Origin of the sequence: Paenibacillus sp. FSL R5-0378 (assembly GCF_038009285.1) — a bacterium.
In the GTDB taxonomy this organism is placed as follows: Bacteria; Bacillota; Bacilli; order Paenibacillales; family Paenibacillaceae; genus Paenibacillus_AQ; species Paenibacillus_AQ favisporus.
The window spans coordinates 1,576,752-1,594,332 of sequence record NZ_JBBPAY010000001.1; the positions used below are offsets into that span (position 1 = coordinate 1,576,752).

The following is a 17,581-nucleotide window of genomic DNA, read 5'->3' on the forward strand; positions in this document are numbered from 1 at the left end:
ATTGTAATGATTTTGGTTACACTTACATCGCCGGGTGTCCGGCAGCCTGCCGGACCGCTGTATACCGACTAATGGACAAAGGGGATAGGATCATGGAACGTATTCAAACGGAAGCCCAATATAACGAACTGATTCAAGGGGACGGCATCACGGTCATCAAGTACGATGCAACCTGGTGCCCGGACTGCAAAACGCTCGATAAATTTATGCCGGACATCATGGCCAAACATCCGGATAAGAAATTTTATGCACTGGATGTAGAGCAGTTGGAGGACGTATCTTCCCAGAACGATGTGCGCGGCATCCCAAGTTTGCTCGTGTACAAGGACGGGAAGAAAATCGCCCATCTGCACAGCAAATTCGCCAAAACGCCTGGTGAAGTATCGGAATACCTTCAAACGCTGGAGTCCAAGCAATAATTTGCAATGAACTGAAGCCATCGGCCAAGCACCCCCGATTCACGGTAGAACGTGAAGACGGAGGGTGCTTTTTCTTTTGGAAAAGCCCGCCCCATCGGGTTATTTGGCATACACCCGTTACGGGATTTTTACAAACATGAAATGAAATGGAGAGCAATACACATAGGGTGAGAACATGATGCCAAGAGAAGGATGTGCAGCCATGGCAACGACAGACGAGATTCTGCAAATGATGGATGAGCACAGCGCCAACAATTACTATCCGCTGCCGATCGTCATTCATATGGCGGAGGGCGTATGGGTTGAGGATTTGAACGGACATCGGTATATGGATATGCTCAGCGCATATTCCGCCCTCAATCACGGCCACAGGCACCCCAAAATCATGCAGGCGCTGCAGGAACAGGCCGGCAAGGTGACTCTTACATCGCGGGCGTTTCAGAGCGAGGCGTTCGGCATCTTTGTGAGCAAGCTGGCGGCATATACCGGCAAGGACAAGATTCTGGCGATGAACACGGGCGCCGAAGCGGTGGAAACCGCGCTGAAAATGGCTAGGCGATGGGGCTACCGGATCAAGGGCATTCCGGAGAATCAAGCCGAGATCATTGTCTGTACCGGAAACTTTCACGGGCGTACGCTGAGCGTCACCTCGTTCTCCTCCGAAGAGGCGTATAAACGGGATTTCGGGCCGTTCACACCCGGCTTCCGGATCATCCCTTACGGCGATGCTTCCGCGCTGGAGCAGGCTATTACGCCGAACACGGCGGCTTTTCTTGTGGAGCCGATTCAGGGTGAGGCCGGGATCGTGATGCCGCCTGAAGGCTATTTAACCCAGGTGCGGGAGCTGTGCCGCCGTCATCAGGTGCTGCTGATGGCCGACGAAATTCAGACGGGGCTCGGCCGGACGGGACGCCGCTTTGCCTGCGATTGGGAGGGCGTCGTTCCGGACGTGTACATCCTTGGCAAAGCCCTCGGCGGGGGCGTGCTGCCCGTTTCGGCCGTCGCGGCAGACCGGGAGATTATGGACGTGTTTGAACCGGGTTCGCACGGCTCGACCTTTGGCGGCAATCCGCTGGCTTCCACGGTGGCGGCCGCTGCACTGGAAGTGCTCGAGGAGGAGAAGCTGGCGGAGCGTGCCGAAACGCTTGGGCGCCTGTTTATGAAAAAGATTACATCGATCTCCCATCCCGATATCGTCTCGGTCCGCGGTCGCGGCCTGCTGATCGGGCTGCAGCTGTCTGTGGCGGCAAGACCTTACTGCGAGGCGCTGGCCCGCATCGGCCTGTTATGCAAGGAAACCCATGATACCACGATCCGGTTTGCGCCGCCGCTCATCCTGTCCGAAGAAGAACTAGAATTTGCGCTCAGCCGAATTGGGGAGGTATTTACCGGTCAAGGGAGGGCGTGAAAACGTATGGGGCAACCAACCATTTCGATTATCAGCGTACCGTTCGGTTACGGGGCGGGACGGCCGGGAAGCGAGCAAGGGCCGGACAGCATCCTGAAGTTCGGTCTGGTCAAAAAGCTGGAGCAGCTCGGCTACGATGTGGACGCCGGGCGGAGGATCCAGCTGCCCACCAGCCTGACGCCCTATCCCACCACGCGTATGAAGCATGTGGACCAGGTCATGGCAGTCTGCTCACAGCTGGCGCGGGAGGCGGCGTCGGCGGCGTCAGCCGGGAGCATTCCCCTCATGCTTGGGGGGGACCACAGCATCGCCATGGGCTCGCTGGCAGGGCTCAGCCGGCATTACCCGAACATGGGCGTCATCTGGGTGGATGCGCATTCGGACCTGAACACCGAGATCACCAGTCCATCCGGGAACATGCACGGCATTCCCCTGGCAGCCGCCCTCGGCTTAACGCAGCTGAAGCTGACGCAGATCCTGCCCGGCGCCGTTCAACTGAAGCCGGAGAACTGCGTCATCATCGGCGCCCGTGATCTGGACCGGGACGAGAAGACGCTCATTCGCTCGCGGGGCATCACCTGCTTCACGATGTACGAGATCGACCGGCTGGGCATCGAGCATGTCGTGCAGGAGGCGCTGCGGATCGCCGGGACCGGCACGGACGGCCTGCACGTCAGCTTCGACATCGACAGCGTCGATCCGTTTGAGGCGCCCGGAACGGGCACGCCGGTCCGCGGCGGGCTCAGCTACCGCGAAGCCCACTTGGCTATGGAGCTGATGAGCGAATCCGGCCTCATCACATCCGTAGATATGGTGGAGGTCAATCCCAGCCTTGACCGGAACAACCAGACCTCGAAGCTGGCGGTGGAGCTGCTCGGCTCCTTGTTCGGCAGCCGGATTTTGTAGGCGAAAGGAGGCGTCTCCTTGGAGAAAGCCATGAAGTCTTTGTTTTTGACGCTGGCCAAAAACCGGGCGGCGAACCGATGGGCCAAACGGTACGGACTCCGGCTCGGGGCCAGGCGCTTCGTTGCGGGCGAATCGATCGAGCATGCGATCGACGCCGTCCGCAAGCTGAACGCCAGCGGGCGGATGGCCACCCTCGATTACCTGGGGGAGTTCACGAGCAGCGAGGAGGAAGTGCGCGAGACGGCCGACATGTGCCTCAAAACGCTGGATGCGATCCATCGGTCCAAGGTGCAGGCCAACCTGTCGCTCAAGCTGACGTCGCTCGGTCTGGATCTGAGCCCGGACTTATGCTTTGAGCTGATGCGGAGAATTTTGGCCAGGGCGCAGAGCTACCGACTGTTCGTGCGCATCGACATGGAGGACCACGCCCACTGCCAGCCGGCGATCGACATGCTGAAGAAGCTGCGAGGCGGGTATGACAATGTGGGTATCGTCATCCAGTCGTATTTGTACCGGTCGGAGGAGGATGTGAAGGAACTGGGCGCCCAAGGGGTCAATCTGCGCCTGGTGAAAGGGGCGTACAAGGAGCCCGCAAGCGTCGCGTATCCCCGGAAGGAAGACGTGGACGACAATTTGATTCGTCTGATCAAGCTGCACCTGCGGTCCGGCAGCTACACGGCGATCGCCAGCCATGACGAGCGGATCCTCAGCGAGGCTAAACGGTTCATCGAAGAGGAGGGGATTCCGCGCTCCCGGTTCGAGTTTCAGATGCTGTACGGCATCTGCGAGGAACTGCAGCTGAAGCTTGTCGAGGAGGGCTACCGGTTCCGGGTATACGTCCCGTTCGGCGTGGACTGGTTCGGGTATTTCATGCGCAGGCTGGCGGAACGGCCGGCCAATGTCTGGTTTGTGCTCAAAAATACTTTTAAGTAAAAAGGGAGTGAGGTAGCCATGAACTCGTTTGCCTGGAGCGCCGCATTTCAAAATGAGCCCTTCACCGATTTTAACCAGCCGGAGCACCGCGAAGCATTTCTGAAAGCTTTGGCCGCCGTGAAAGGGCAGCTGGGACATCGTTATCCTGTCGTGATCGGCGGAAAAGAGGTATACACGGAGCAGGAGCTGGTCTCGCGGAATCCCGGCCATGTGCGGGAGGTGGTCGGCCGGATGAGCCAGGCCGGTACCGACCTTGCGGAGCAGGCGATGCAGCAGGCGCAAAGGTCTTTTGCCACCTGGAAAAGAACGACGGCCACCGAGCGGGCGGCGCTGCTGCTCAAGGCGGCTTCCCTGCTGCGCCAGCGCAAGCACGAGTTTTCCGCCTGGATGGTCGTCGAAGCCGGTAAAAACTGGGCTGAGGCCGATGCGGATACGGCGGAAGCGATCGATTTTATGGAGTATTACGCCAGGGAAGCCGTCCGGCTCAGCGAGACGTCACTGCACCAGCCGCTGCCGCGGGTGCCGGGAGAAGAGAACCGGCTCCAGTACATCCCGCTGGGCGTCGGCATTATTATCCCGCCGTGGAATTTCCCGCTGGCTATATGCGCCGGCATGACGACGGCCGCGGTGGTGACCGGCAACACCGTCCTGCTCAAGCCCGCATCGAACACGTCCGTAATCGCCTACCAGTTTTTCAAGCTGATGAAGGAAGCCGGATTCCCGGACGGGGTCATCAACTTTGTGCCGGGAAGCGGGGCCGTCATCGGCGATTACCTGACGGCGCATCCACAGACCCGGTTCATCAGCTTCACGGGCTCGAAGGAGGTCGGCCTCCGGATCAACAAGCTGGCCGCGGAGCAGGCTGAGGGGCAGATCTGGATCAAGCGGGTCGTCGCCGAGATGGGCGGTAAAGACGGCATCGTGGTGGACGAGACGGCGGACCTGGAAGCGGCGGCGAAGGCCATCGTGGTCTCGGCTTTTGGCTACCAGGGGCAGAAATGCTCCGCCGGGTCGAGGGCGATCATCGTCGAGTCGGTCTACGATCAGGTGCTTGCCCGCGTGACGGAGCTGACCAACCTGCTGGAGGTGGGATCTCCAGAGGATAACGCGCCGGTCGGACCGGTCATTGATGAGAAGTCGCGGGACAAAATTTTGGAGTACATTGGGATCGGCAGGGAAGAAGGGCGTCTCGTGACCGGCGGGGAACAGATCGGGGAAGCCGGGTATTATATCCGGCCGGCCATCTTTACCGATGTCCCGGTCAAGGGACGGATCATGCAGGAGGAGATCTTCGGACCGGTGCTGGCGGTCGTATCTGCACGGGATTGGGAGGAAGCGATCGAGATTTATAACGATACGGAGTTCGGATTGACCGGATCGTTCTTTTCGACGGACGAGAACCGGATCTCGGCTGCGCTGGAACGCATGCACTGCGGCAACTTGTATGTCAACCGCAAGTGTACCGGTGCGCTCGTTGGCGGCCAGCCCTTCGGCGGCTTCAACATGTCCGGGACCGACTCAAAAGCCGGCGGACATGATTACCTGCTGCTGTTCACCCAGGCGAAGGTGACCTCCCGCAAGCTTCCTTGAGCGTGCACTCCCGTGGCGGGTCATGCCTGGATAAATGACAAAGCACCTTGACTTGCCGGCGTTTCGCCGCAATTCAGGGTGCTTTTATTGGGTTTGTTCTCGAAAGTACAACGCTTCTAGAGCCCTTTTTCTTCGGATTCAAACTTGTTGCTTCAGATCCACATGTTGAGGGGGATCACTGTGCCTGCCGCTCATTCCGCTGCAGCTGAATGAGTTCGCCAAGCTGACGGATGGTGTCCAGCAGATGCTCGGTTTCATCGTCCGTCAAATTTCCCAGTGTCTCGACGATGCGGACGGCGCTCATTTCCGCCAGCTTCTTCAGCAGCGCAGAGCCTTTGTCCGTAATCGAGATGTTAACGAACCGGCGGTCCTGCTCGCTGCGGCTGCGCACGATAAGCTCTTCCTGCTCCAGCTTGTCGCAGATTTGCGTAATGGCGCTGGTGGTCAGGCCGGTGACCTTGACGATGTCCGTTCCGCGCTGGCTGCCGCTATTTTGCAAATATTGAAGTATAAACGATTCTGTCGTGCTTAGCTTCACCTGGCGAACCAGACCGGCATAATCTATAATTCTTGGAAGTCTGTCCATCAATTCAAAATATCGGGTCGCGAGTTCTGTAGATGTAGAATGCAAATTAATCTCCCTCCTGGAGGCAACGGACAAGCCGGCTCGGCTCGAAACGTCCGTTCATGCATTTAATTGGTCCTAATGACATGTTAGTTTGATTTTAAGATACCGTCAACTTTCACCGGATGGGTTCCATGGGGACGGTATGTGCTTGACAAACCGCTTGTGGAAGATATATACTTTTCCATGCACTTATTAAAAGTAAGCTTATATCCAATAAGCTCTTACTTATCAATCGATAGGATTATGTGATCCGAATGTGCAACCATTCATTCGCTTAATTCGACATCGATTACTCTCTTTATAACTCTCAGGATTCCTTTTTTTATGGCAGCCGCGACGCGGCTGCTCTTTTTTTTGCCTGCAAGTACAATAAGGCGCCCGGAGACCGCTGTCTAGAGGAAGTTTTTCTTGCGGGATCAGGAAACAGAAGCTCTGAAACTTATACTTTCTGATCTCCTAAAAAAAGGATTGACACAAAAGTAACCGTTGGTTATATTTATAACATACAGATTAAGTAACCGTTGGTTAGTTAAAAAAGACCGAAAGGAACAAACACCCAGATGCCCAGAAAAAAACAAGTTCGATCCGAACAAACCAAGCAGGACATTTTGAATGCGGCCGGCCGGCTTTTCGCGGCCAAAGGGTACGATGCCGTCACCATGAGGGAAGTGGCCAAGGAAGCGGGCTGCTCCCATACAGCGATCTACATTTATTTTGAAGATAAGGAGGCGCTGCTCCACGAACTGTCCATCCCGGCGTTAACGGAATTGCAGCTGCAGATTGAGGAAAAGGTGTCCGGAAAGCTGGAGCCGGAAGAAGCATTGAGGCAAATCAGCCTGGATTTTATCCGCTTTTGCCTGATTCACCGCAATATGCACCGCATCTTTTTCGAGGCACGCTCTGTAAGGGTGGACGAAGCGGAGCCCGAACTTGAGATTAACCGCGTCCGTAACGGGATGTTCCGTCTGCTGATGCAGGCTGTCCGGCAGTGTCTGGATTTACCGGAGGGAAGCGAGCGGCTGCTGTCGGCCACCCGGATTTATTTTTACCTGCTTCATGGCATTGTGGGCACCTATCAGCTGTCTGAAGAATCGGCCGAGGAATTGATGGAGCGTTTGCTTCCCACGTTTCGTGAAGCGATCGAGGTTTTGCTGCTGGGCTTCCGCGCACAACATGCGCCGGATAAATAACGATCCACAAAGGAGAGGTTGATGGATGAGCTTTATCGTTCTGATGCTTTTGTTTACGGTGGTTTGCGGCTGGCTTGATTCCCGAATCGGCCGGACGACGAATAAGGAGGGGAAGTAAGATGTTCGCAGGTCATTTTGGACTCGCCGCAGCGGCCAAAGCCGCAAGTCCCAAAACTCCGCTGTGGGCGATCATGCTGGGCACGCAATTGCTTGACGTCATTTTTGTGCCGCTGCTGCTTACGGGAATGGAGACAACCGTGGAAACGGATGGTGGAGGATACGGCGGAGCCGTTATCCATGCAGACTATACGCATTCGCTGGTCAGTGCGCTGATCATCGCCCTGCTTGCCGGCCTTGGCGCGTGGAGGCTATGGGGAAAGCGAAGTGCATGGGTTATCGGCGGCGTGGTCTTCAGCCACTGGCTGCTCGATCTGCTGGTGCACCGGAGTGACATGCCGATTCTGCCGGGAAATCTGGGCTCATTGCCTTTGATGGGGTTCGGCTTATGGAAATGGCCTTTCATCAGCGGCGCTTTGGAGGTTCTTCTTATTGCCGTGGGTGCAGTCATGTATTATCGGTCAGTGCGATTAAGGGCACGGAACGCGCCGGAAATCGCCGGAGGCGCCTTTTCTGCCAAAGCGGTATGGGCTGCTGCGGTCATGGCCGTCCTGCTGATGGGCTCGTTTATATCCGATCTGATCGGGATTTGATCTTCCGGACTTTTGCTGAAATTTGGATGTTCTTGATCAGTCTGTCCATGCGCTGCGTTTGGGTCTCACGTTCTCGGATGTATAAATCCAATAAACTTTATCGGATTTATAATAATTTCCTTCTTTTCAAACCTCACAAAGTATGAGAAAATATGAAAAAATTCGCGTGTGGAATCATTTTCCACAGTTACATGAAGGAGGATCCACCTATGTCCGAGAAACGCCCATTATCCATTGAAACGCTCGCCGTCCATGCAGGCCAGGAAATCGATCCTGCGACTTTTTCGCGTGCCGTGCCGCTCTATCAAACGACGTCTTACGGATTCAAGGACAGCGATCATGCCGCCAATCTGTTTGCTCTGAAGGAGTTCGGCAACATTTATACCCGCATTATGAACCCGACCACCGACGTATTTGAGCAGCGCGTTGCAGCCCTGGAAGGCGGTGCCGGAGCGTTGGCGGTTTCCTCCGGACAGGCGGCGATCACCTTCTCCATCCTGAATATTGCCGGCGCCGGGGATGAGATCGTCTCGTCCTCAACGCTGTACGGTGGAACCTATAATTTATTTGCCAATACGCTGGCGAAGCTTGGCATTAAAGTGCACTTTGTCGATGCCAGCAACCCGGAAAATTTCCGCGCGGCCATTACGGATAAGACGAAAGCGCTGTACGCCGAAACGATCGGCAACCCGAAAGGGGATGTGCTTGATGTGGAGGCGGTTGCCGCTATCGCCCATGAGAACGGCATCCCACTGATCGTGGACAATACATTCCCGAGCCCTTATTTGCTGCGTCCGATCGAGCACGGTGCTGACGTCGTCGTTCACTCGGCAACGAAGTTCATCGGCGGCCACGGCACGTCCATCGGCGGCGTGATCGTCGACAGCGGCAAGTTTGACTGGGCGGCCAGCGGCAAGTTCCCGGGACTGACCGAACCGGATCCAAGCTACCACGGCGTCGTGTATACGGAAGCTGTCGGCCCGATCGCCTACATTATCAAGGCGCGTGTACAGCTGCTCCGGGATATGGGATCGGCGATCTCCCCGTTCAACTCGTGGCTGCTGCTTCAAGGCCTGGAAACGCTGCACCTGCGGATGGAGCGGCACAGCGAGAATGCGCTGAAAGTCGCGCAGTTCCTGGAAAGCCACGATGCGGTAGAGTGGGTCAGTTACCCCGGGCTCGCAAGCCATCCTTCGCATGAACTGGCGAAGAAGTACCTGCCGAAGGGACAGGGAGCGATTCTGACGTTCGGCATCAAGGGCGGCACGGAGGCAGGCCGCAAGGTGATCGAGAACGTGAAGCTGTTCTCCCACTTGGCCAATGTCGGCGACTCGAAGTCGCTGATCATCCACCCGGCCAGCACCACGCACCAGCAGCTGTCGGAAGAGGAGCAGGTGGCCGCCGGGGTGAACCCGGAAATGCTGCGGCTGTCGATCGGTACGGAAGCGATTGACGATATTTTGCACGATTTGGAGCAGGCCATTGAGGCCAGCCAGCAAGCTTAAGCCATCCAAAGCTATATAAAGCTATAGAAGTTAAATCCCGTCCTTATCCTGATCAGCCGCCTCGTTTGAGGCGGCTTTTTGTGTTGTGAATCGTAAGCTTGCCCAATGGGGGCTCTCCGCCCGTAGGCTTTCCTTGGGAAACCGCGCAAATTCCGTATATTTCGCCCTTTCGGCTAATATTCTGTAGGGTATATAGATTGAACTCAAGTTTCGAATGAAAACCCTCATTGTAACGGCTTATCCAAGTCTTTCAACATGAATTGCTTGAGTTCATTCTGTACAGCAATTTACGCAAGTGGAAGCTCATTTATCTCTGAAGAGAGGGTGGACAGCCAAAAATGAAGGGTGAACGGTGTCAGAACAGCTTCTGCCAATTCGGCTCCTGCCCCGCACCTTGCGGTGTGGAAGCGGTTCACCAGCCGGCATGCGGACAAATGGGCGGGAGCGCTCGTGACCGGCGTTCCGGCAGGGAAGAGGAGAACGGCCGCCAGGAATCGGATGCCCCCCACTTGGAAGATGCCGGAGACTATGCAAGGGCGGGCTCCCTTCCCGAGATCGCATCCCTGGTAGAGCTTGCATCCATCGGCTCGATTACGAGGGAGAAGGCGCTTCTGTCCGCGGATTCCGAGCGGATTGGGGAAATCCTTCAGGAAGCGGAGGAATACCGGTCCAAGCCAGAGGAAGGCACGACCCCGGAAATGCTGCTGGATTGGAGTGATTCCATGCGCAGTTTGCGGGTATATACGGAAGAAGCTCCTTACCTGTACCGGCAAAACGAACGCCTGGACGGAGCGGCCGGTCTAGTGCTGCTTCGGGAAGAAGAGTGGCTGAGAACCGGCCATCTGAAGGAAATTTATGCGGAGTGGCTCAATCGGGATCCGGGAGTTGACGGCCGCGAACGGGAGATTCAGGAGCGGCTGATGAACCGGTGGAAGGGGCATCTGGTGAATCTCCTGCACAGCCTGCAGGGAGCGCCGCTGACGGTGGCTCTCGTGTCCGGACGCCTGAAAGACTACCGTAAGCTGAAAGGCGACGCGGCGCTGGACATTGATATGCTCCGGGATATTCAGCTGGAAGCCCTGTTTCGGGCCGCCCAGTCCTGCCAAATGCAAAGGATCGACTGCAGTCTGGAACTGCTGGTTCCTTATCCAGAGGACGGGGAGGTTTTTCATAGGATTCATGAGTTTATCGATCGGGTCGGCGAGGAAACCCTTTGTCACCAGCGCAGATCCTTAAGATACCGGGTCGGAGCGATGCTGGATTGGGACGTTCGCGAAACGGCGGCAGCGGAAATCGCCAGGTTCGCGGATTTCATCGTGATCAACGGGAAGCATGAAGGGGCCTGGCTGATGGAATACCTGGCCAGCGAAGAGGAGAGGGGAAAAGTGCTCAGTGCGGGCATTCCGTACAGCGTGCTGGAGGAGCTGGTGTACAGCATCCGCCGGACGAAGCCGGCCATTCGGATCTGCCTCTCCGGGGCGGTAAAACCGTCGGATCTCGCTTATGTTTATCGTTTGGGGCTGAACGCGGTCAGCACGGTTCCCTCCGAGCTGCCGGGCGTGCGGCTCGCCGCAGCGCAGTGGGAGCTCCTGGAAAGGCAGCACGAACTAAGGCGCAGATCCGCACAGGGAAGAACGTAGCATCGCGCTTTATAGGATAAATAATCAATAGGCTTAATGATTACTGGGGTGGGAAGGCCTGCTTCGGATTCATTAAAGCCTATTTTTTTGCGTAAAAAATAGCATCCCCGTTTACTTTTTATGGGAGGGCGCGTATACTGTAATTAACAAAAAGTTTCCTTAACACAAAATTACTGTATTGACGCAAAAATGATTATCATTCTCATTTAAAAACAACAATCGCGAAGGAAGAAAGGTTCGTCAGAGGCGTTCCGTTTCCATCCGCATACCATGCTGCTCCGGCTAGTCCGGAGCAGCATGTGCCATTTTAAGGGGACTAATAATGCTATTCATTCTCATTAGGAAGGTGATCACTCATGGAAAACATACGAAATGCTCCTGCTCAATCGATTCAGCGTCAGGCCAATCTGAACCGCCCAGGTCCCGGAAAGAAAGGGCGCTTTGATCTACGCTCGCTGATCCGCAATTCGGAAATGCAGGCGGCGCTGGCGAGCGGACTGCTTATGCTGGGCGGCTGGGCAGCCAGCTGGCTGTCCGCCCCGGCCGTCGTATCGATCGTGCTGTATATTCTGTCCTATGCCGCAGGAGGCTGGCTGAAAGCGAAGGAAGGGGTCGAAACGCTGATCCACGAGCGCGATCTGGACGTCAACCTGCTTATGGTAGCTGCCGCGCTGGGCGCCGCAAGCATCGGCTACTGGAACGAAGGCGCCATGCTCATCTTTATCTTCGCCCTGAGCGGAGCATTGGAAAGCTACACTACCGAACGAAGCAAAAAGGATATTTCATCGCTGATGGCGCTGAAGCCGGAAACCGCGCTGCGGATTCAGGACGGGCAGATGAAGCTCGTTCCGATTGGGGAGCTGGCCATCGGCGACCTGGTCCTGGTCAAACCGGGAGAACTGATCCCGGCGGATGGAATCATCCAGAAGGGGAACTCCTCGGTGAACCAATCGTCCATCACCGGCGAATCGGTCCCGGCCGACAAAGCCGCGGGCGACGAGGTGTTTGCCGGAACGCTGAACGGGGAAGGCGTGCTGTACGTGGAGGTGTCTCGTTCCGCGGAATCCACCGTCTTCGCCAAAATCGTAAAGCTCGTGGAGGAAGCCGAGACCGAGGTTCCGGATTCGCAGCGTTTCATGAAGCGGTTTGAAGCCATTTATGCGCGTATCGTGGTGGCGGCGACGCTGGTCCTCATTTTCCTGACTCCGTTTGTGCTGGGCTGGAGCTTTGGAACCTCCTTTTATAAAGCGATGGTGTTCCTGGTGGTAGCTTCGCCGTGCGCATTGGTGTCTTCCATTATGCCGGCAATGCTGTCTGTTATCTCAAACCGGGCACGCCGGGGCATTCTGTTCAAGGGCGGTGCGCATGTAGAGAACATGGCGCTGACGTCCGTGGTCGCTTTTGACAAAACAGGAACGCTGACGCTCGGAACGCCGCAGGTAACGGATTTCATTCCGGCGGACGGATACGACCGCCTGGAGCTTCTGGGTATTTGCGCATCCGTGGAACAGCTGTCCGAGCATCCGCTGGCCAAAGCCATCGTGGTGAAAGCCGAGGAGGAGGGCGCGATGCTGCCTTCAGCGGAATCGGTGACCTCGCTGACCGGCTGGGGTATGGAAGGCTGGGTTCAGGGCAGACGCTGGCGCATCGGTAAGGCGGATATGCTGGACCAGGCCGACCCGTCTGGCGAACATGCCGCATGGCTCCGGCTGCGTCAGGAGCTGAACTCGGCCGGCAAAACCGTGTCCGTGATTCTGGACGGGGAGCGGATTGCCGGGTTGGTCGCTCTCGCTGATGTGATCCGCCCACAGGCAGCCGCGGCCGTGAAGCAGCTGCAGTCGATCGGCGTCAAGGTCGCGATGCTGACCGGCGATCACAGCCTGACGGCGAACGCCATCGGCAGCAGCATCGGTGTTGATTACGTCTTTGCCGATTTGCTGCCAGAAGAGAAGGTCAACCATGTGAAACGGCTGCGCGAGCAGTACGGCCACGTGGTGATGGTCGGGGACGGCGTGAATGACGCGCCTGCACTGGCTACGGCCACCGTAGGCATGGGTATGGGGATGAACGGCAGCGGCACCGCACTCGAGGTGGCGGATGTCGTTCTGATGAACGACAACATTGAGGAGATCGCCTCGACGATTACGCTCGCCCGCCGCGCCCGGCGCATCGTCAAGCAGAACATGGTGTTTGCCGTGTCGGTGATTTTGCTGCTGATGGTCAGCAACTTTGCCGCCGGCATCGCCCTTCCGTTCGGCGTGGTCGGCCACGAGGGAAGCACGATCCTTGTCATTTTGAACGGGCTCCGTCTGCTGCGGTAAGTGCGGTGTCGAGACCGAAGCGGCTCATAAATGAAGGAACCTCCGAAGGAGAGTCGGAGGTTCCTTTTTTGCTCGGTAGGAAATTGTTAAACGATTTGTAAAAATTAAATTGTTCACAATTCAGGTGAAAGGCATGTATACTTGATCTATTGACATCTTATGAAAAATGTATGATAATGATTATCAGATAATAATTATTTTAAATTAAATGATAAATAGATCCCGGACGAACCCGCTAAGGGACGATGCACCGGGAACGGGAAGCTTGGAGGGAGATCCTATGTATAAATCCGTAATTATCGGGACAGGACCTGCCGGATTGACGGCAGCGATTTATTTGGCACGGGCCAATATGAGTCCGCTGATTATTGAAGGGCCGCAGCCGGGCGGCCAGCTTACCACGACGACAGAAGTTGAGAACTTTCCAGGATTCCCTGAAGGCGTGATGGGACCGGAACTGATGGATAATATGCGCAAGCAGGCGGAGCGTTTCGGCGCTGAATTCCGCACGGGCTGGGTGAACAACGTGGAGCTGGGCGCGCGTCCGTTCAAGCTTGACGTGGAAGGCATCGGCCATATCGAAACCGAGACGTTGATCCTGTCCACTGGCGCAACCGCCAAATACCTGGGCATTCCCGGGGAGCAGGAGAATGTCGGACGCGGCGTAAGTACCTGTGCGACCTGCGACGGATTCTTCTTCCGCGGTAAAGAAATTATCGTGGTCGGCGGCGGCGACTCCGCGCTCGAAGAAGCCGGCTTCCTGACACGTTTTGCATCCAAAGTGACGCTGGTACACCGCCGTACTGAGCTGCGCGGCTCCAAGATCATGCAGGATCGCGTGCGTGCCAACGAGAAGGTGGAATGGGCACTTAACCGTACTCCGCTCGAAGTTGTGGCTGACGAGCGCGGCGTGAAAGGCCTCAAAGTACTGAACAACGAGACAGGTGAAGAGGAACTGATCGAAGCAAGCGGCGTGTTTGTTGCCATCGGTCATCACCCGAATACCGGATTTTTGGGCGGCCAAATTACGCTCGACGAGAACGGCTACATCGTTGTGCAGCCGGGAACGACGGAAACGAACATCCCTGGCGTTTTCGCCTGCGGCGACGTTCAGGACACCCGCTACAGACAGGCCATTACGGCAGCCGGAAGCGGATGTATGGCAGCAATCGATTGCGAGAAGTATATTGAAAGTCTGGAGCACAGCGCAGTCGCTCTGTAATGGATGCATGAAGTGGACCGATCAGGCCGGCGCAAGAGCCTGTTGACATACACGACATTTTCACGATATGAGGTGACCTAAAGCGATGGAAAAAGTGATTGTATATACCAGCACCAACTGCCCGCATTGCCGTCAGGTGAAAGGATACTTGGCCGACAAGGGCGTCGAGTTCGAAGAACGCAACATCGAGCAAAACGATGAGTATGCACAGCAGGTCTGGGACATGGGCGTTCGCGCCGTTCCTTTGACCGTCATTGGTGAGAACCGCGTGCTGGGCATGAACACAACCCAGTTTGAGAAGTTTTTGAATCAACAATAATCTGTCCATACTATAACCGCTAAATTAGAGGTCGTCCCGGTAGCAGAGATGCTTCCGCCGGGGCGGCCTTTTTTTCGTAGGCGCAAAAAATAAGGGATGACCGCCAAAGGCAGGCCGCGATCCGGGCCGCTCTGGGGTATCCCTAGACTTTTTTACATTTAAAACGCTGTCAAAAGAACAGCTTCCCGACCAGCTGCAGCACGAAGTAGATGATAATGCCCGTCGCGATGAGCGTGAATCCGGCCTTGGGACGGCCCTGAAAAAAACGCAGAATGGCCAGGCTGAACAGCGGGGCGATAATCAGCAGAAACAGCAGCACGGTCACGAATACCTCGACCGATATATTGGAAATATCCACGTAAGTCACGGACAATCTCTCCATTCCTAAGGTAAAATCATCGGGTTTACCAACGTCCACAAACAATCATTTCTATACAACATTCCTATTATATACGAAACCCGGCCTGCATTTCCGTAGATTCAGGGGAAAAATACGTCGATTTTTCGTCAAATCCTGTGCCAAGGACGAAAAAAACGGAAGCATGAGAGATCCTGCCGAATTGACATGTCCGGGAAGGAAAACGCCTGTAAAGTCCGAATATACTAAGAAAAATAGATTCGGAAGGAATGAAACGCATGCATACATCACAGGTACTGCAAGAACTGCTGTCGGCAAGAATGGTTGCCATCGTCCGGGGGATTACCCGGGATCAGGCCAGGACGGCAGGTGAGGGACTGATAGCCGGAGGCGTCCGGCTCATGGAAGTCACGCTGAATACCGACGGGGCGCTGCACATGATCGAAGGCTGGCGCTCGGCATACGACGGACGAGCCCATGTAGGCGCCGGAACCGTTTTGAATCTGGCCATGGCCAAGGAGGCGGTTCAGGCAGGAGCGCAGTTTCTGATCTCGCCCAATGTCGATCAAGCCGTCATCTCCTTTGCTCTGGAGCAGGGCATCGACGTATGGCCTGGTGCCATGACGCCGACTGAGATTGTGGCCGCTTACGAGGCCGGTGCCAGCGCAGTGAAACTGTTCCCGATGGGCAGCCTCGGAATTGGCTATTTGAAAGAGATCCGTGCGCCGCTGGATCATATACCTCTGATGGCTACAGGTGGGGTGACGATCGGCAATATTGCCGATTATTTCGAAGCAGGGGCGTGCGCGGTCGGGATCGGCAGCTCGCTGCTGCCGAAGGCGGAGCTGGAGTCGGGAAATGTCGAGGCCGTCCAGGAACGGGCCGCGGCGTTTGTTCAGGCGGCTGCCCGAACAGAAACGGATAAGTAATGGAGCGGCAAGAGGTGCTTTAAGCCAGCAGGAGGCAGCAGGTGTGCTGCATGGAATCGTTCGTTAGCCGGTCACAAACCGCCTCAGATGGCCGTTCGCAAAGCAGCATAGAACGTTGTGTCATAACTTGCCCATAGCTGGAATAGAGTCATTTGGAAGGGCCATTTTCATGTACGGGTAGGCTCGTTCGGCCATGGGATGACAAAAGCGGTACAGGTGTGGACCGGCATGATGGTCAGGAAGGGAGGGGGCCATATGATTGTAAAGCGCTTCTCGCTCGTTTCGTTGCTGCTCTTTGGAACGGTGGTTGCCGCCGCCGTTTCCCCGAGCATTGATTGGCAAAGGGTATATGCGGCCGCGACCTCTCCGGCGAATGTGGTCACGACCGTGGACGGGATTCAGGCGAAGCTGCTGGCCGCCATGAATCAGCGCCTGGAGAAGATTCAGTTTGTGTACCAGGGCAAGACGTCGGCCCTCAAGAGCCAGCTGAAGAGCGCCCTCGAACAGGCGCTGGAGAGCGATCCCTACATCAATTACACGATCGAAAGCTATGGTTACTCCTACAGCGGCAGCTCGAAATCGGCCACGGTGAGTGTGCAGCTCCGCTACCGGGAAACGGCCGCGCAGACGGCATACGTCGACCAGCGGGTGAAGGCGGTACTCGGCAGCCTGATCCGGCCAGGCATGAACGATCATGAGAAGATCAAGGCGATCCATGACTGGGTGATACTCCATTTGAAATACGATAGGACCCTTCAGAAATATACCGCGTATGACGGACTCAGCTCGGGCAGCACGGTCTGCCAGGGATATTCGCTGCTGACTTACAAAATGCTGAAGGAAGCCGGAATTCCGAATAAAATTGTGGAAGGCACCGCCGCCCCGAGAGATACGGGCGTGAGTCAGCTGCATGCCTGGAATCTGGTGCTTCTTGACGGCAAATGGTACCACTTGGACACGACCTGGGATGATCCCGCTCCGGACAAGGCTGGTGAGGTCGGTACGGGCTATTACCTGCGCACAGACGCGCAGATGAGGAAGGACCATGCATGGACCAAAGCCTATCCCGCTGCCATGACCTTGTATCGCGACACGCTGTCCGGCCTGATCCGGCAGGGAGGAAGCCATCTGGCGTTTTACCAGAAGCTGCAGGAACAGCTTGAGTACCAGCTGTATGATCCGGCGCAGATCGTATCGACATCCGCCCAGCTCAGTGCCAAGGCCAAACCGGTGGTCGCTGCGGGAGGGCACTCGCTGCTTTTCCGGTTCCACGGGGACAAGAAGCAGCTGCTCGGCGCCCTGCAGGATTTGTACCGGCTTGGGGTGAGCTCGATCTCATACACGCAAAGCCCGCTGGATGAGACGGAGGATTTGAGAATTTACGTCACTTGGAAATAGGCAAAGCGTGTATTGGCGGGCAAAAGGTCGTCGGAGCAGCAGAAAGCCCCCTCACTGCGAAGCCCAGGAGCTTGGCAGGAGAGGGCTTTTTGGCCATCTGGTATT

At 56.2% G+C, this 17,581-nt stretch carries 16 protein-coding genes; 14 read left to right on the forward strand and 2 right to left on the reverse strand.

Annotation, left to right across the window (positions count from 1 at the left end; translation table 11 throughout):
* Nucleotides 1-92 precede the first annotated feature (92 nt).
* From MKY74_RS07075 to pruA, 5 genes are all read left to right on the forward strand, one after another.
* Nucleotides 93-419: a thioredoxin family protein gene (locus MKY74_RS07075; RefSeq protein WP_076176171.1), complete on the forward strand. Its 327-nt coding sequence runs from the start codon at nucleotides 93-95 to the stop codon at nucleotides 417-419.
* 202 nt (nucleotides 420-621) lie between these two features.
* The gene (gene rocD / locus MKY74_RS07080) at nucleotides 622-1,827 is read left to right on the forward strand and encodes an ornithine--oxo-acid transaminase (protein WP_076176169.1); all 1,206 of its coding nucleotides are present in this window, start codon (nucleotides 622-624) and stop codon (nucleotides 1,825-1,827) included.
* Nucleotides 1,828-1,833: 6 nt separating this feature from the next.
* Nucleotides 1,834-2,733, forward strand: coding sequence for an arginase (rocF, locus tag MKY74_RS07085; RefSeq protein ID WP_076176167.1), 900 nt, complete (start codon nucleotides 1,834-1,836; stop codon nucleotides 2,731-2,733).
* Nucleotides 2,734-2,751: 18 nt separating this feature from the next.
* A complete protein-coding gene (locus MKY74_RS07090) occupies nucleotides 2,752-3,666 on the forward strand; it encodes a proline dehydrogenase family protein (protein ID WP_076176165.1) in 915 nt (304 codons plus the stop codon).
* Nucleotides 3,667-3,684: 18 nt separating this feature from the next.
* Nucleotides 3,685-5,256, forward strand: coding sequence for an L-glutamate gamma-semialdehyde dehydrogenase (gene pruA / locus MKY74_RS07095; protein ID WP_076176163.1), 1,572 nt, complete (start codon nucleotides 3,685-3,687; stop codon nucleotides 5,254-5,256).
* Nucleotides 5,257-5,431: 175 nt separating this feature from the next.
* On the opposite strand, the gene MKY74_RS07100 is transcribed toward pruA, so the two are convergent.
* Nucleotides 5,432-5,887 (reverse strand): MarR family winged helix-turn-helix transcriptional regulator, encoded by a 456-nt coding sequence (locus tag MKY74_RS07100; RefSeq protein ID WP_076176161.1) that lies wholly within the window; start codon nucleotides 5,885-5,887, stop codon nucleotides 5,432-5,434.
* 557 nt (nucleotides 5,888-6,444) lie between these two features.
* On the opposite strand from MKY74_RS07100, the gene MKY74_RS07105 reads away from it, so the two are divergent.
* The 7 genes from MKY74_RS07105 to MKY74_RS07135 all read left to right on the forward strand — a co-directional run bounded on the left by MKY74_RS07105 (nucleotide 6,445) and on the right by MKY74_RS07135 (nucleotide 14,791).
* Nucleotides 6,445-7,074, forward strand: coding sequence for a TetR/AcrR family transcriptional regulator (locus MKY74_RS07105; RefSeq protein ID WP_076176159.1), 630 nt, complete (start codon nucleotides 6,445-6,447; stop codon nucleotides 7,072-7,074).
* Nucleotides 7,075-7,193: 119 nt separating this feature from the next.
* Nucleotides 7,194-7,784, forward strand: coding sequence for a permease (locus MKY74_RS07110; RefSeq protein WP_076176157.1), 591 nt, complete (start codon nucleotides 7,194-7,196; stop codon nucleotides 7,782-7,784).
* A 209-nt stretch (nucleotides 7,785-7,993) separates the two neighbouring features.
* The gene (locus MKY74_RS07115) at nucleotides 7,994-9,289 is read left to right on the forward strand and encodes a homocysteine synthase (RefSeq protein WP_076176155.1); all 1,296 of its coding nucleotides are present in this window, start codon (nucleotides 7,994-7,996) and stop codon (nucleotides 9,287-9,289) included.
* 338 nt (nucleotides 9,290-9,627) lie between these two features.
* Nucleotides 9,628-10,929 carry a putative PEP-binding protein gene (locus MKY74_RS07120; RefSeq protein WP_144025532.1) on the forward strand — a complete coding sequence of 434 codons (1,302 nt, stop codon included), beginning with the start codon at nucleotides 9,628-9,630 and terminating at the stop codon, nucleotides 10,927-10,929.
* Between the two features lie 356 nt (nucleotides 10,930-11,285).
* Nucleotides 11,286-13,250: a heavy metal translocating P-type ATPase gene (locus MKY74_RS07125; protein WP_076176151.1), complete on the forward strand. Its 1,965-nt coding sequence runs from the start codon at nucleotides 11,286-11,288 to the stop codon at nucleotides 13,248-13,250.
* A gap of 280 nt (nucleotides 13,251-13,530) precedes the next feature.
* Nucleotides 13,531-14,472, forward strand: a complete 942-nt coding sequence (gene trxB, locus MKY74_RS07130; RefSeq protein WP_076176148.1) for a thioredoxin-disulfide reductase — start codon at nucleotides 13,531-13,533, stop codon at nucleotides 14,470-14,472.
* An 85-nt stretch (nucleotides 14,473-14,557) separates the two neighbouring features.
* Nucleotides 14,558-14,791: a glutaredoxin family protein gene (locus MKY74_RS07135; RefSeq protein ID WP_076176146.1), complete on the forward strand. Its 234-nt coding sequence runs from the start codon at nucleotides 14,558-14,560 to the stop codon at nucleotides 14,789-14,791.
* Nucleotides 14,792-14,960: 169 nt separating this feature from the next.
* On the opposite strand, the gene MKY74_RS07140 is transcribed toward MKY74_RS07135, so the two are convergent.
* Nucleotides 14,961-15,158, reverse strand: coding sequence for a hypothetical protein (locus MKY74_RS07140; protein ID WP_076176143.1), 198 nt, complete (start codon nucleotides 15,156-15,158; stop codon nucleotides 14,961-14,963).
* A gap of 269 nt (nucleotides 15,159-15,427) precedes the next feature.
* Between MKY74_RS07140 and MKY74_RS07145 the strand changes: the two genes are divergently transcribed.
* Together MKY74_RS07145 and MKY74_RS07150 are read left to right on the forward strand one after the other, a co-directional pair.
* A complete protein-coding gene (locus MKY74_RS07145; RefSeq protein WP_432206625.1) occupies nucleotides 15,428-16,078 on the forward strand; it encodes a bifunctional 4-hydroxy-2-oxoglutarate aldolase/2-dehydro-3-deoxy-phosphogluconate aldolase in 651 nt (216 codons plus the stop codon).
* A 255-nt stretch (nucleotides 16,079-16,333) separates the two neighbouring features.
* Complete coding sequence (locus MKY74_RS07150; protein ID WP_076176138.1) at nucleotides 16,334-17,476, forward strand: transglutaminase domain-containing protein; 1,143 nt, start codon at nucleotides 16,334-16,336, stop codon at nucleotides 17,474-17,476.
* Nucleotides 17,477-17,581 lie beyond the last annotated feature (105 nt).